Source organism: Pseudomonas sp. PSE14, assembly GCF_029203285.1.
Lineage (GTDB): Bacteria > Pseudomonadota > Gammaproteobacteria > Pseudomonadales > Pseudomonadaceae > Pseudomonas.
Window position 1 is genome coordinate 3,642,913 of the sequence record NZ_CP115669.1, and the last position, 14,230, is coordinate 3,657,142.

Genomic DNA, 14,230 nt, shown 5'->3' on the forward strand with positions numbered 1-14,230 from the left:
TTTTACGCATATTCCCTAACTGGTATCGTGCGCCCACTCCGCGTGGAGCGCGTTGCCGTGCGCGCTGGGATACGCAGTACGCCTGAGCGCTATAGCCTGACAGCAGGATGATTCATGTACGTATATGACGAATACGATCAAAGGATCGTAGAAGATCGCGTCAAGCAGTTTCGCGATCAGACCCGCCGGTACCTGGCAGGTGAACTGACCGGCGAGGAATTCCGCCCGCTGCGTCTGCAGAATGGCCTGTACATCCAGCGCTATGCACCCATGCTGCGAGTGGCCGTGCCCTACGGCCTGCTGTCCTCCCGGCAGGTTCGCAAGCTGGCGCAGATCGCCCGCGACTACGACAAGGGCTACGCACACATCAGCACCCGCCAGAACGTCCAGTACAACTGGCCGGAACTGGAAGACGTGCCGGAAATCCTCGCCGAGCTGGCCACCGTGCAGATGCACGCGATCCAGACCAGCGGCAACTGCATCCGCAACACCACCACCGACCAGTTCGCCGGCGTCGCCCGTGACGAACTCGTGGACCCGCGCCCCTGGTGCGAGATCATCCGCCAGTGGTCGACCTTCCACCCCGAATTCGCCCACCTGCCGCGCAAGTTCAAGATCGCCGTCAACGGCGCCGTGAGCGACCGCGCCGCCATCGAGGTGCACGACATCGGCCTGGAAGCGGTGAAGAACGAAGCCGGCGAGCTGGGCTTCCGTGTCTCCGTCGGCGGCGGCCTGGGCCGTACCCCGATCGTTGGCAGCTTCATCAACGAATTCCTGCCCTGGCAGCACCTGTTGTCCTACCTGGACGCCATCCTGCGCGTGTACAACCGCTATGGCCGCCGGGACAACAAGTACAAGGCGCGCATCAAGATCCTGGTCAAGGCACTGACGCCGGAAGTCTTCGCCCAGAAGGTCGACGCCGAATGGGCGAACCTGAAGGACGGCCCGAGCACCCTGACCGACGCCGAACTGCAGCGCGTGGCCGCCCACTTCGTCGATCCGGCCTACCAGGCCCTGGAAGACCAGGACGCCGCCCTCGCCCAGCTGGACGCCGAACACCCCGGCTTTGCCCGCTGGCGCCAGCGCAACACCTTCGCCCACAAGAAGCCTGGCTACGTCGCCGTGACCCTGTCGCTCAAACCCACCGGCGTGGCGCCTGGCGACATCACCGACAAGCAGCTGGACGTGGTCGCCGACCTCGCCGACCGCTACAGCTTCGGCGAAGTGCGCAACAGCCATAACCAGAACATCATCCTCGCCGACGTCGAGCAGGCGCAGCTGTTCACCCTCTGGGGCGAACTGCGCGAGAACGGTTTCGCTACCCCCAACGTGGGCCTGCTGACCGACCTCATCTGCTGCCCGGGCGGCGACTTCTGCTCCCTGGCCAACGCCAAGTCGATCCCGGTGGCCGAAGCCATCCAGCGTCGCTTCGATGACCTGGACTACCTGTTCGACATCGGCGACATCGACCTGAACATCTCCGGCTGCATGAATGCCTGCGGCCACCACCACGTGGGCCACATCGGCATCCTCGGCGTGGACAAGAAGGGCGAGGAGTTCTACCAGGTCTCCCTCGGCGGCAGTGCCAGCCGTGAAGCGAGCCTTGCGCAGATCCTCGGCCCGTCCTTCGCCCAAGAGCAGATGGCCGACGTGATCGAGAAGATCATCAAGGTCTACGTGGAACAGCGCACCGAAGAGGAACGCTTCCTCGATACCTACCGTCGCATCGGCATCGACCCCTTCAAGGAGCGCGTATATGCAGCGAATCATTAAGCACCGCGAGGTCGTCGACGACCGTTGGCACCTGCTGCCCAAGGACGCGACCCTGGAGACCGTGCCCAACTGCGACGACGTGATCATCCCGCTGAACCTGTGGCTGGAACACGGCCCGGCCCTGCGCGGCCGTGACGGCGGCCTGGGCGTGTGGCTGGATGCGGACGAAGAGCCGGAAGCCATCGCCGAAGACCTGGACAAGTTCCAGGTGATCGCCGTGAACTTCCCGGCCTTCACCGACGGCCGCGGCTTCAGCACCGCGCGCCTGCTGCGCGAGCGTTTCGGCTACAAGGGCGAAGTACGCGCCATCGGCGACGTACTGCGTGACCAGCTGTTCTTCATGCAGAGCTGCGGTTTCGACGCCTACGCCATCCGCGCCGACCGCGATCCGCATGACGCGCTGGCCAGCCTGGAGGACTTCTCCGAGGTCTACCAGACTTCGGTGACCCAGCCGCAACCGCTGTTCCGTCGCCGCCAGCTCGCCTGAGCCGGTTGACATGAAAAAGCCCCGCAATGCGGGGCTTTTTCTTTTTCTCTTCGTAGGAGCGAGCTTGCTCGCGAACCCGCCCAGCTTCAGCGCCGCCGGTAAATCTGTTCGCGAGCAAGCTCGCTCCTACAGGGAGGCCACGCTTAAGCGCGCACGCTCTCCCAGGCAATCTGCGCCAACTGATCCCGGCACTCGATCAGGTCCACCTTTGTGCGCCCGGCCAGCCAGTTGCGCGCATAGTCCTGGCTCGGACCGATCACCACCGAATTGAACAGCTCCGGCGCAAGCTCCTTGAAGGCACCGGCCTTGCGGTGTTCGGAGAGCACTCCGGCAATGCGCCGGCCCTGCTGGCGGTTGGCCTCACGCAACGCCTCGCCGACCTCCCCCGCCTCAACGCGGCCACGGCTGTGCAGGATGAAACGCGCCCAGTCCGGATTGGCCGCCACCCAGTCGACGTAGCAGGTGACGAACAGCTTCACGCAGGCCTCCGCGCTCATGCCCTCCTCCAATCCGGCGTCGAGCAGTGCCGCATATTGGCCAACGCCCGTGAGGTACAGCGCGCCGATGATCCGCTCCTTGTTGCCGTAATGGTGGTAGAGACTGCCGATACTGGCGCCGGAGCGATCGCGGATCATCTCGATGGTGGTGGCGTCCACGCCGAATTCGCTGAAGCAGGCCAGCGCAGCCTGGAGAATCTCATCTTTGCGGGAAGGTCGGGCCATGGGGTTCCTGTGGAGAAAAACCGCTCGAACAGAATTCTAGAATATTTTTCTAGAATTAATTTCTAGTCTTCGTATACTGCCTGGGCGCGCATCCATCTTCAATCCGCTTTGCCCCGGAGTTGCCATGAGTCAGATGATGCAAATGTACCAGCAGGCCGGCCCCGCGCAGTTCAGCGCCATGATTGGCCAGGTCGCCCCCTACTTCGCCAGCATTGCCCCGCAGTTCGTCGAACTGCGCCCCGGCTACGCGGAAGTGACCTTCCCCAAGCGCCGCGAAGTGCTCAACCACATCGGCACCGTGCACGCCATAGCCCTGTGCAACGCTGCTGAACTGGCCGCCGGGACCATGACCGACGTGTCGATCCCCAAGGGCCGGCGCTGGATTCCCCGCGGCATGACCGTGGAATACCTGGCCAAGGCGGACGGCGACGTTCGCGCCGTGGCCGACGGCCGCGCAGTCGACTGGAACCAGGAAGGTGACATCATCGTTCCGGTGCTCGCCTACGTCGGCGACAAGAAGGTCTTCCGCGCCGACATCACCATGTACGTCAGCCAGGCCTGAGGACCGAACCATGATCACCCCGCTCCCGCGTTCCCTGGATAATGGCAACGGCCACAACCTTTCCAGCCACTGGTACTACCCGACCGGCCAAGCCCGGGGCGCGGTGCTGATCGTCCCCGCCATGGGCGTCGAGCAGCGCTTCTACACCGCTTTCGCCAACTGGCTGGCCGAGCGCGGCTACCTCACCGTGACCTTTGACTATGTCGGCATGGGCAAGTCCCGCGCTGGACACCTGCGCGACCTGGACGTAGACGTGCTGGCCTGGGGCAACCACGACTGCAGCGCCATGCTCGACGCCGTAGTGGAGGCCGCCGGCAACCTGCCCGTGTACTGGATCGGCCACAGCCTCGGCGGGCAGATCCTGCCCTTCGTGCGCGGCACCGAACGTATCCACCGCGCCTTCACCATCGCCACCGGCAGCGGCTACTGGCGCGAAAACACCAAGGGGCTGCGGCACAAGGCCTGGCTGCTCTGGTACTGCCTCGCGCCGACCATCACGCCGCTGCTGGGCTACTTCCCAGGCAAGCGCCTGGGCGTGGTCGGCGACCTGCCGCGCGGGGTGATCGAGCAATGGCGGCGCTGGTGCCTGAATCCGGAATATGCGGTGGGCGCGGAAGGTGGCGCAGTGCGCGAGGCGTATTCGTCGGTGCGTACACCGATCACCTCGATTTCCTTCACCGACGACGAGATGATGTCCGGGCGCAATACCGAATCGCTGCACGGTTTCTACCGTGGTGCGCCAAAGACGGTGAAACGCATCGCCCCGCAGGACATCGGCGTGAAACGCATCGGCCACTTCGGCTTCTTCCGCAGCCAGTTCGCCGATTCGCTGTGGGCGGGTTACCTGCTGCCGGACCTGGGCTGACACCCAGGCCCGGCGCGGGCCTCAGTCGAGGTTCACCAGCACCCGCCCAACCAGCTTGCCGGCGAGAATCTGGTGGATGGCAGCGGGCAGGTCATCGAGCTTGACCTCCCGGACCGCCGCTTCGAGGTTATCGAGCTTCCATTGCAGGGACAGCTTGTCCCACATGGAAGCCTTGACCACCAGTGGCAGTTCAACCGAGTCCACGCCCAGCAGGTTCACGCCGCGCAGGATGAACGGCAGCACGGTGGCCTTGAAGGCGGCGCCGGCGGTCAGACCGCAGCAGGCGACGCTGCCGCCGTACTGCAGCGACTTGACCACGTTGAACAGGATGTCGCCGCCCACGGTGTCCACGGCGCCAGCCCACTGTTCGCGCAGCAGCGGCTTGTCGACGCCATCGGAGACGGTGGCGCGGTCGAGAATCTGCCGCGCGCCCAGGCGGTTAAGCAGCTCGGCCTGCTCCAGCTTGCCGGTGGCGGCGGCCACGGTGTAGCCCAGTTTCGCCAGCAGCATCACCGCGATACTGCCCACGCCACCGGTGGCGCCAGTGACCAGGATGGGGCCGGAGGACGGCGTCACACCGGCACGTTCGAGCTTGTCGACGCACAGCGCAGCGGTCAGGCCGGCAGTGCCGAGGATCATGGCTTCGCGCAGCGACAGGCCCTGCGGGCGCTTGATCAGCCAGGCGGCGGGCACGCGGATGTACTGGCCGAAGCCGCCCGGCGTGTTCATGCCCAGGTCGTAGCCGGTGACGATCACCTCGTCGCCGACGGCGAACTCACCTACCGAGGACTCTTCCACCACGCCGGCGGCATCGATGCCGGGGGTGTGCGGGTACTTGCGGGTGACGCCACGGTTGCCGCTGGCGGACAGCGCATCCTTGTAGTTCAGCGAGGAATACTTCACCCGCACCAGCACTTCACCTGCCGGCAAATCGGAAACCTGCCGCTCGGCCACCTGCAGGTCATACACACCATGTGCGCTTTCCGTGACCCACAACGCCTTGAATGCACTCATCTCGACCCTCCTCTTTCGAAATCAAGCCCGGCGCAGTCCCGCGCCAGGCGGAATCATTGCCAGAAACGGCTGCGCCCCAGACGGTCCCACCAGGTCACCAGCACGCGGTCGATCACGCCGCTGACGCCGACACCGAAGCGTTCCTGGATGGACTTCTTCTGCACATAGCTGAGCTGATAGACATCCGCGTCGCGGGCGCGTTCGGCCAGGTATTCGTCACTGGTCTTGAGCTCGTCCACCAGTTTCTTGCCCAGCGCCGCCTGGCCCAGCCAGACCTCGCCAGTGGCGATCTCATCGATGGCCAGCTGCGGGCGGTAGTGGACGACGAAGCGCTTGAACAGCTCGTGGGTGGTTTCCAGGTCTTCCTGGAACTTCTCGCGGCCCTTTTCCGTGTTCTCGCCAAACACGGTCAGGGTGCGCTTGTATTCGCCGGCGGTGAGCACCTCGAAATCGACGTCGTGCTTCTTCAACAGGCGGTGCACGTTGGGCAATTGCGCCACGACGCCGATGGAGCCGAGGATGGCGAAGGGCGCGGAAAGGATGCGCTCGCCGATGCAGGCCATCATGTAGCCGCCACTGGCCGCGACCTTGTCGACGCAGACGGTCAGCGGCACGCCGGCCTGGCGGATGCGCGCCAGTTGCGAGGCGGCCAGGCCGTAGCCGTGGACCATGCCGCCGCCGCTTTCCAGGCGCAGCACCACTTCATCACGCGGGGTGGCCAGGGTCAGCAGCGCGGTCACTTCATGGCGCAGGTGCTCGGTGGCCGAGGCCTTGATGTCGCCGTCGAAGTCCAGCACGTAGACGCGGCTCTTCTCGCCGCCCTTCTTCTTTTTCGCTTCCTTCGCCGATTTCGCCTCGGATTTGCGCAGGGACTTCAGCTTGGCCTTCTCCAGCACGCTATGCTGCAAGCGCTCGCGCAGTTCCTTGTAGAAGTCGTTGAGCTTGTGCACCTCCAGGTGTCCGCCGCTGCCACGGCGGCCACGGCCGCGCAGCGCGGCGATCACCACCAGGACGATGACGATGGCCACCACCACGGTGAAGGTCTTGGCCAGGAAACCCGCGTAATCCGCTAGAAACTCCACTCACTTCCCCTTTTACGAAACTGGTCTCGCCCGCAGGACGAGCGATGTGAATCCCGCAAGCATACCCACGCCGCAGGCGCGCCACCAGCGCTGGCAAGACGCTGCATCAGTCCAGCGAATGGCATTCAAACAAGCGTATGTTTTTTCGTTGACAGCCCCAGGTGATCCTCATAACCTCGCCGGAACTTTCAGCCCTGCCGAGATACTGCGCGTGGGAAGCATCTATCTGATTCGACATGGCCAGGCTTCGTTCGGCGCCGACGACTACGACGTGCTCTCGCCCACCGGCGTGCGCCAAGCCGAAGTCCTCGGCGAGCACCTGGCGAGCCTGGGTCTGCACTTCAACCGCTGCGTCAGTGGTGACCTGCGTCGCCAGCGCCATACCGCCGAAGCGGTGATGGGTCGGTTGAACGATGCCGGCATCGCCATCCCCACGCTGGAAATCGACTCCGCCTTCAACGAATTCGAAGCTGACGCGGTGATCCGCGCGCACCTGCCGGACTTGCTGGAAATCGAGCCGCAGGCGCTACACATCATGCGCAACGCCGCCGACCACCGCGCCGAATTCCAGCGCCTGTTTTCCCTGGTGATCAACCGCTGGCTCTCCGGCGAGCACGACAAGGAAGGCCTGGTGAGCTGGGCCGAATTCGTCGACACCGTGCATGGCGGCCTCAAGCGCCTGCTGGAATCGGCCAGCGGCAAGGACAGCATCGGCGTGTTCACCTCCGGCGGCACCATCACCGCGATACTGCAACTGGTGACCGGCATCCCGCCGCTGAACGCCTTCGAACTCAACTGGCAGATCGTCAACACTTCGCTCAACCGCCTGAAGTTCCGCGGCAGCGAAGTGGCCCTGGCTTCCTTCAACAGTCACGTGCATCTGGAATTGTTGAAGGCGCCGGAACTCATCACCTATCGCTGAGTACCGGCCCATTGCGACCTCGACCGTCGCGCGAGAAAACCTAGAAAAGGAATAGAACCATGAGCGTTGCTGACATCGTTTCCACCATGAAGAGCAAGTTCAACGCCAGCGCGGCCGCCGGCCTGGACCTGGTGTTCCAGTTCAACATCGAAGACGGTGACAACCACTACCTGGTGGTCAAGGACGGTACCTGCGAAGTGGTACAGGGCGATGCCGAGAACCCCAACGTCACCCTGATCATGGACAGCGAAACCCTCAAGGGCATCACCAGCGGCGAAACCGACGGCATGCAGGCCTTCATGGCCGGCAAGCTGCGCGCCGAAGGCGACATGATGCTGGCGATGAAGCTGGGCGAACTGTTCCCGGTCTGATCCGCGAGAACCTGCCTGCGCAGCATGAAAAACCGGAGCCCAAGGCTCCGGTTTTTTTATGCCCGCACCCTGCTACGGCCTGCGAATCAGGCAGCCTGATCGGGGTGCAACACGAACGCCAATAACGGCTACCGGCGCTTGTGACGGGTAGAGGCGGACATTAGATTAGCCAATGATCATCCGGCGCCATCATTGCTCTGTCTGATCCAGATGGAACATGACGCCGGCTTGCGCGCCACCTCGCGCGGTGCCTTGGGCCCCGCGGGGAAGACCAGTAGAAGAAGGGACCAGCATGTCGTTGACCGACCAGACCATCCGCTCCCGCGAAGGCGAAGAACTCGATGCCGCCGTGATCGACGGCTACCTCAAGGACCACATTCCGGGTCTGCAGGGCGCGCCGCGTGTCAGCCAGTTCCCCGGCGGCGCGTCGAACCTGACCTACCTGATCCAGTACGACAACCAGGAACTGGTCCTGCGTCGTCCGCCCTTCGGCAAGAAGGCCAAGTCGGCCCACGACATGGGCCGCGAGTACCGCATCCTCAACCAGCTCAAGGACGGTTTCCCCTACTGCCCCAAGGCATACGTCTACTGCACCGACGAATCAGTGATCGGCGCCGAGTTCTACGTCATGGAGCGGGTCAACGGCATCATCCTGCGCAGCGATCTGCCCAAGGAGCTGAACCTCGACGCCGACAAGACCACCGCGCTGTGCAAGAGCTTCATCGACAAGTTCGTCGACCTGCACAACGTCGATTACAACGCCTGCGGCCTGGGCGACCTAGGCAAGCCCGAGGGCTATGTGCAGCGTCAGATCGGCGGCTGGATCGATCGCTACGAGAAATCCCTGACCCCAGACGCGCCGGCCTGGGAACAGGTGAAGGTGTGGCTGCGCGAGAAGATGCCGGCCGACCACCACAAGCCGGGCATCGTGCACAACGACTACCGCTTCGACAACGTCATCCTCGACCCGAACAACCCGATGCAGATCATCGGCGTGCTCGACTGGGAAATGACCACCATCGGCGACCCGCTGATGGACCTGGGCAACACCCTCGCCTACTGGATCCAGGCCGACGATCCGCAGCCAATGCAGATGCTGCGCCGCCAGCCCAGCCACGAGCCGGGCATGCTGACCCGCCAGCAGTTCGCCGACTACTACGCCGAGCGCGCCGGCATCCAGATCGACAACCTCGACTACTACTACACCTACGGCCTGTTCCGCCTGGCCGGCATCATGCAGCAGATCTACTACCGCTTCTTCCACGGCCAGACCCAGGACAAGCGCTTCGCCACCTTCATCCACGCCAACAAGCTGCTGGAGCAGGTGAGCCTGCAGGTCATCGGCAAGTCCCGCCTGTAACACGGCGCCATAGAACAAGGAGAACCCCATGTCCAAGACCCAACTGTTCGACCTCGACGGCAAGATCGCCTTCGTTTCCGGCGCCAGCCGCGGCATCGGCGAGGCCATCGCCAAGCTGCTGGCCCAGCAGGGTGCCCACGTGATCGTCTCCAGCCGCAAGATCGATGGCTGCCAGGCCGTGGCCGACGAGATCATCGCCGCGGGCGGCAAGGCCACCGCGATTGCCTGCCACATCGGCGAGATGGAGCAGATCCAGAGCGTCTTCGCGCAGATCCGCGAGCAGTTCGGCCGCCTGGATATCCTGGTCAACAACGCCGCCACCAACCCGCAGTTCTGCAACGTGCTGGACACCGACCTGTCGGCCTTCCAGAAGACCGTCGACGTGAACATCCGCGGCTACTACTTCATGTCCATCGAAGGCGGCAAGCTGATGAAGGCCAACGGCGGCGGCAGCATCATCAACGTCGCCTCCGTCAACGGCGTCACTCCGGGCGAGTTCCAGGGCATCTACTCGGTGACCAAGGCCGCGGTGATCAGCATGACCAAGGTCTTCGCCAAGGAGTGCGCGCAGTTCGGCATCCGCTGCAACGCCCTGCTGCCGGGCCTGACCGACACCAAGTTCGCCTCGGCACTGGTGAGCAACGACGCCATCCGCAACGTCGCCCTGCAGCGCATCCCGCTCAAGCGCGTGGCCGACCCGAGCGAAATGGCCGGCGCCGTGCTCTACCTCGCCAGCGATGCGTCCAGCTACACCACCGGTGTGACGCTGAACGTGGACGGCGGTTTCCTTGCTTAAGCGTTAGCGCGGACACGAAAAAAGGGAGCCGATCGGCTCCCTTTTTTGCTCTTTGTAGGAGCGAGCTTGCTCGCGAACCGCACCTGAGGGCTTCAGTGTGAAGCGGGCTCGCGAGCAAGCTCGCTCCTACAGAAAAGCAGTCACTGCCAATCCTTCAGCGCTTGGTTCGCCGCCGGGTTCATCGGCTCGGCGGTCAGCCCGCCCGGTCCGTAGCGCACCGCGAACACCGCCTGGTCGGCCATCGGCAGGTAGTTCACCCGCCCTGCCCTGGGCACGAACGTCAGCAGGTCATGCTGGCCGTCGCGCAGCCAGCGCCAGAGATCGATGCCAAACGCGTCCGCAACCAGCGATACCTTGCGCCCCTGCGCCTGCTGTTCGACCGCCAGGAAGCGACCGCTGAGGTCCTGCAGGCGATACCCCGGCGCCAGGCCGATCAGCCGCGCCAGCCCTTTCCACTCCAGCACGCGCGCATCCAGCTGCCAGAGATCGCCGGCCAGCTCCACGCGGCGCTCCTGGGCGCCTTCCAGCACCGTCACCTCGAAATGCTGCGGGCTCAACTGCTTGAAGCCGAGGGTGGCCAACGGACGCTCCGGCGGCAGCGGGTCGTAGCTGCGCAAGTCCCAGGCCACCAGCCCTACCAGTGCGGCGAGCGCAATGAACGCAAGGCCCGCCATGCCGCGCAGCCAGCCGAGAAACCAGTGACGGTCGAACAGAATGCGAGCCGCCACCAGCAGGGCCAACAGCGCCACGAAGGCAATGACCCAGGCCAGACCGTCGTACTGCATCGAATGATTTCCTTACACGTGGAATTGCCGGCATTATGCGCACCGCGTACCTGCGCGGCCAGCCAGACCGTCGCAGCTTTCGGGCCCGTTAACGTTTCCCTGCCCCCACTCCTCACAAGGGAGTGGCGCCACGAGCCCCCCCCGATCAAGGCCGATCCCATGCCCTTCGAACTCGTCGTAGACCCCACTACCCTCGTCATCCTCGCCGGCGTCGCCTTCCTCGCTGGCTTCATCGATGCCATCGCCGGCGGCGGTGGTCTGCTGACCATCCCCGCCCTGCTCACCGCCGGCGTACCGCCACACCTGGCGCTGGGCACCAACAAGCTGAGTTCGACCTTCGGCGCCGCCGTCGCCAGCTACACCTTCTACCGCCGCAAGCTGTTCCACCCGCGCCAATGGCGCAACGGCATCATCGGCACCGCCATCGGCGCCGCGCTGGGCGCCTGGGCCGCGCACCTGATGCCGGCGGAATGGCTGAACCGCATGCTGCCGGTGGTGGTGTTCGGTTGCGGCCTGTACCTGCTGTTCGGCAAGACGCCGGAAGCACCGCTGGACGCCGACCCGAAGATCGCCCAGGGCCGCCAGTGGCCGCAAGGCCTGGGCCTGGGCTTCTACGACGGCGTCGCCGGCCCCGGCACCGGCGCCTTCTGGACCGTCAGCACCCTGCTGATGTACCCGTTGGACCTGGTGCGCGCCAGCGGTGTGGCGCGCAGCATGAACTTCGTCAGCAACGTCCTCGCCCTGGCGGTGTTCGTCGCCTCCGGCCAGGTGATCTGGGTGATGGGCCTGTGCATGGGCAGCGCCCTGATGATCGGCGCCTACTTCGGCGCGCGCACGGCGATTGGCGGCGGCGCCAGGTTCATTCGCCCGGTATTCATCCTGGTGGTGTTGGCATTGACCGTGCGCCTGGCCTGGCAGCACTGGTTCAACGCCGCGTGACGCGGCGCCTGAAACCTCAGGCGCCGGGCAGGACGGGATCGGGCCGACCGGCGCGGCGCGCCAGGTACAGCTCGATCAGGTAGCGTGCGATGGAACGCCCGGCCGGCAGACGCGGCAGGTCATCGATATGGAACCAGCGCGCGTCCTCGATCTCGTCCGGTTGCATGACGATCTCGCCACTGGCGTACTCGGCGTGGTAGCCGAACATCAGTGAATGAGGGAACGGCCAGGGCTGGCTGCCGATGTAGCGGATGTTGGTGACCTCCACCCCGACCTCTTCGCGCACCTCGCGGGCAACGCAATGCTCGACCGACTCGCCGGGCTCGACGAAGCCGGCCAGGGTGCTGTACACGCCGGGCACGAAACGCGGCGAACGCGCCAGCAGCAGCTCATCGCCACGGGTCACCAGCACGATCATGCTCGGCGACAGCAGCGGGTAACGCTGGATGCCGCAGGCCTCGCACTGCATCGCGCGATCGCGGGGCATGCGCAGATTGGGCTGGCCGCAGCTGCCGCAGAAGCGATTCTGCCGCCACCAGATACCGATCTGGCTGGCGAAGCCGAGCATGGCGAAGATGTCTTCCTCGCCTTCCAGCATGAACTGGCGCAGGCCGATCCAGCTGGCGCCCTCCAGCGGGTCGGGACGGTCGATTTCCAGAAGGTAAACCGGCTCGCCATCGAAGTGGCCGACAGCATGCTCGGACAGCACCGACAGGTCCTGACGTTTGAGCCAGTCACGGGGGAACAGCACGCCATTGCTGTCGCCGAGGAATTGCTGCTGGCAATGGGCAACCGCCCAGCCACCTTGCGCTGTCGCCTCGAACAGCGCCGACTCCCAACGTCCGGTACGCATCAGGCGGCCACCGTCAGGCCGAGCGCCTTGACGCTCTCGCTGGCAACGTCCAGCACGTCGGGTTGTCCTTCCGGCCGCATCATGGCCCCACCCTCCAGGTAATACTCAAGGCCGGTCAGTGCGTCGGCCAGGGTTTCCAGCATCTGTTCGGACGGCATCTGCGTCGTCTCGATCATCTGCTGTTGAATATAGTCGGCACAGGCGCCGACCAGCAGCGCCGCGCGCTCCTGGCCGAGGAACCAGAGCCCGCCGCGCACCGCCTGCAGGCTGACGGGCACGTTGGCCAAGTGCAGCTTGTCGCCATTGGATTCGAGGTAGGCGGTAATCGCCCGCTTGGCCAAGGCAAGGCCGGCCTGGGCCTCGTCGATCACCACGATGCGGGCCTCGGCCAGCTGGTGTACGGCAAAGGACTCATCCTCGCCCAGCGGCACCGCACGCGCGCTCGGGCGCTCGCCGCGCTCCAGGTTCCCCGCCATGCTCTCGACATAGAGCAAGGTGTCGGCCAGCGCGTTGAGGGCGCCCGCGTCATCGGCCGCGGCCTTGCTCACCCACCCCGCCACCACCGTGTGCTGGTGCTGCAGGGCGATGGACGCCGAGTTCAGGCCGACCATGCCCAGGGTCTTGGCCAGCTTGCCCAGCTGGGTATGCAGGATGCCCAGCGCATCGGCCTGGGACACGCCGCGCTCGATCAGGTCGAGCTGGTCCTTGACCGCGGTGAGTTCCTCGCGGATCGCCGCCGACAGCGAACGCATCACCGACTGGCCGGGACCGGACAGGCGCTGCGACTCATCTTCGAGCAGATGATCGGTGAACGGCAGCGGCGTCAGGCCGAATACCTGGCGCAGCTCGCTGGCACGCGGGCCGCGGGTGTCGGCCAGTGCGGTGAGATAGAGCAGTTCCTTGAGCATCTGGCGCGGCGTTTCGTATTGCGGATTGCCGATCAGTTGCTTTAGCTCGCGGTCCAAGCGGGCGAAGACCTGCTTGCGCGTCTTGCGCGGCAGCATCTGCGCATCCACCAGCGCCTCCAGCGCACCGGCGCCAACCCAGCACAGGCGGGTGCGCGAGGCACTGCCCAGCAGCAGGTCGAGCTTGGCCAGGGCGCGGCTCATCAGCTTCAGGCTGGGGTAGAGATTCTGTTCGCGGATCAGCCCGAGCAGGCCGACCTGGTACATCTGCCGCAGCCGGCGAACCTCGCGCTCCGAATCCTCCACCTGCGGCACGGTCACCGCGCGCAGCGGGCGCGGCAGGTCCAGTCGCGCACTGAAGAAGAAGCTTTCCGGCAAGGTCGGCTGGCCGGCGGCCTGGCGCACGTCGTTGATCGCCGGCAGCAGCAGCTCGGGGATTTCCTGGCGGTGCGCCTCGAGGTTCTCCAGGTAGCGGCGCAGCACGTAGAGCGCGTTGCCCAGCGCCGCCAACTGGCCGTCACGATCCTCGCCGACCCCGGCGGGAATGTCGTGGGCGAGGTTCAGCGCTTCCTGGGCCAGCAGCTCGGCGCCGGCCAGTTCGATCAGATTGAGGGTGCCGCGAATCTGGCTCAGACACTCGACCGAGTGTTGCAGCAGGTTGCCGTTCTGACGCTCGGCGATGAAGTGCTCGAGATTCTGCTCGGCCTCCTCCATCGTGGCGAACAATTCGTCGCGAACCAGACTGAGGGACGTGGCTCCGGTAACCATCGGCCTAGTGCGCCTCCTGCGCGCAA

General features: G+C 65.1%; 15 protein-coding genes. 9 read left to right on the plus strand and 6 right to left on the minus strand.

Features of this window, described 5'->3' with window-relative positions; all coding sequences use genetic code 11:
- Window positions 1–114: 114 nt before the first annotated feature.
- Together O6P39_RS16550 and O6P39_RS16555 are read left to right on the plus strand one after the other, a co-directional pair.
- Entirely contained in the window at window positions 115–1,773 is a 1,659-nt protein-coding gene (locus O6P39_RS16550) for a nitrite/sulfite reductase (protein WP_275607586.1), read from the plus strand.
- Window positions 1,757–2,260 (plus strand): DUF934 domain-containing protein, encoded by a 504-nt coding sequence (locus O6P39_RS16555; protein WP_275607587.1) that lies wholly within the window; start codon window positions 1,757–1,759, stop codon window positions 2,258–2,260. Before O6P39_RS16550 ends, O6P39_RS16555 begins: the two co-directional genes overlap by 17 nt.
- A 143-nt stretch (window positions 2,261–2,403) precedes the next feature.
- On the opposite strand, the gene O6P39_RS16560 is transcribed toward O6P39_RS16555, so the two are convergent.
- The gene (locus tag O6P39_RS16560) at window positions 2,404–2,982 is read right to left on the minus strand and encodes a TetR/AcrR family transcriptional regulator (protein ID WP_275607588.1); all 579 of its coding nucleotides are present in this window, start codon (window positions 2,980–2,982) and stop codon (window positions 2,404–2,406) included.
- A gap of 124 nt (window positions 2,983–3,106) precedes the next feature.
- On the opposite strand from O6P39_RS16560, the gene O6P39_RS16565 reads away from it, so the two are divergent.
- Entirely contained in the window at window positions 3,107–3,544 is a 438-nt protein-coding gene (locus tag O6P39_RS16565) for a hotdog fold domain-containing protein (protein WP_275607589.1), read from the plus strand.
- Between the two features lie 10 nt (window positions 3,545–3,554).
- Complete coding sequence (locus tag O6P39_RS16570) at window positions 3,555–4,409, plus strand: alpha/beta fold hydrolase (RefSeq protein ID WP_275607590.1); 855 nt, start codon at window positions 3,555–3,557, stop codon at window positions 4,407–4,409.
- Between the two features lie 21 nt (window positions 4,410–4,430).
- Here O6P39_RS16570 and O6P39_RS16575 read toward each other — a convergent pair whose 3' ends face one another.
- Together O6P39_RS16575 and sohB are read right to left on the minus strand one after the other, a co-directional pair.
- A complete protein-coding gene (locus O6P39_RS16575) occupies window positions 4,431–5,423 on the minus strand; it encodes a YhdH/YhfP family quinone oxidoreductase (protein WP_275607591.1) in 993 nt (330 codons plus the stop codon).
- A 53-nt stretch (window positions 5,424–5,476) separates the two neighbouring features.
- Entirely contained in the window at window positions 5,477–6,505 is a 1,029-nt protein-coding gene (sohB, locus tag O6P39_RS16580) for a protease SohB (RefSeq protein ID WP_275607592.1), read from the minus strand.
- A 211-nt stretch (window positions 6,506–6,716) separates the two neighbouring features.
- On the opposite strand from sohB, the gene O6P39_RS16585 reads away from it, so the two are divergent.
- The 4 genes from O6P39_RS16585 to O6P39_RS16600 all read left to right on the plus strand — a co-directional run bounded on the left by O6P39_RS16585 (window position 6,717) and on the right by O6P39_RS16600 (window position 9,954).
- Window positions 6,717–7,427, plus strand: coding sequence for a histidine phosphatase family protein (locus O6P39_RS16585; RefSeq protein WP_275607593.1), 711 nt, complete (start codon window positions 6,717–6,719; stop codon window positions 7,425–7,427).
- Between the two features lie 59 nt (window positions 7,428–7,486).
- Complete coding sequence (locus tag O6P39_RS16590; RefSeq protein WP_152222698.1) at window positions 7,487–7,798, plus strand: SCP2 sterol-binding domain-containing protein; 312 nt, start codon at window positions 7,487–7,489, stop codon at window positions 7,796–7,798.
- 292 nt (window positions 7,799–8,090) lie between these two features.
- Window positions 8,091–9,158 (plus strand): phosphotransferase family protein, encoded by a 1,068-nt coding sequence (locus tag O6P39_RS16595; protein ID WP_275607594.1) that lies wholly within the window; start codon window positions 8,091–8,093, stop codon window positions 9,156–9,158.
- A 28-nt stretch (window positions 9,159–9,186) separates the two neighbouring features.
- Window positions 9,187–9,954 (plus strand): SDR family oxidoreductase, encoded by a 768-nt coding sequence (locus O6P39_RS16600; protein ID WP_207885675.1) that lies wholly within the window; start codon window positions 9,187–9,189, stop codon window positions 9,952–9,954.
- Between the two features lie 140 nt (window positions 9,955–10,094).
- Here the strand turns inward: O6P39_RS16600 and O6P39_RS16605 are convergent, their stop codons facing one another.
- On the minus strand, window positions 10,095–10,739 hold the full coding sequence (locus tag O6P39_RS16605) for a hypothetical protein (RefSeq protein ID WP_275607595.1): 645 nt from the start codon (window positions 10,737–10,739) through the stop codon (window positions 10,095–10,097).
- Between the two features lie 159 nt (window positions 10,740–10,898).
- Between O6P39_RS16605 and O6P39_RS16610 the strand changes: the two genes are divergently transcribed.
- Entirely contained in the window at window positions 10,899–11,678 is a 780-nt protein-coding gene (locus tag O6P39_RS16610) for a TSUP family transporter (RefSeq protein WP_275607596.1), read from the plus strand.
- Window positions 11,679–11,694: 16 nt separating this feature from the next.
- Here O6P39_RS16610 and nudC read toward each other — a convergent pair whose 3' ends face one another.
- Together nudC and O6P39_RS16620 are read right to left on the minus strand one after the other, a co-directional pair.
- On the minus strand, window positions 11,695–12,531 hold the full coding sequence (nudC, locus tag O6P39_RS16615) for an NAD(+) diphosphatase (RefSeq protein WP_275607597.1): 837 nt from the start codon (window positions 12,529–12,531) through the stop codon (window positions 11,695–11,697).
- The gene (locus O6P39_RS16620; protein WP_275607598.1) at window positions 12,531–14,204 is read right to left on the minus strand and encodes a ferrous iron transporter B; all 1,674 of its coding nucleotides are present in this window, start codon (window positions 14,202–14,204) and stop codon (window positions 12,531–12,533) included. Before O6P39_RS16620 ends, nudC begins: the two co-directional genes overlap by 1 nt.
- Window positions 14,205–14,230: the final 26 nt, after the last annotated feature.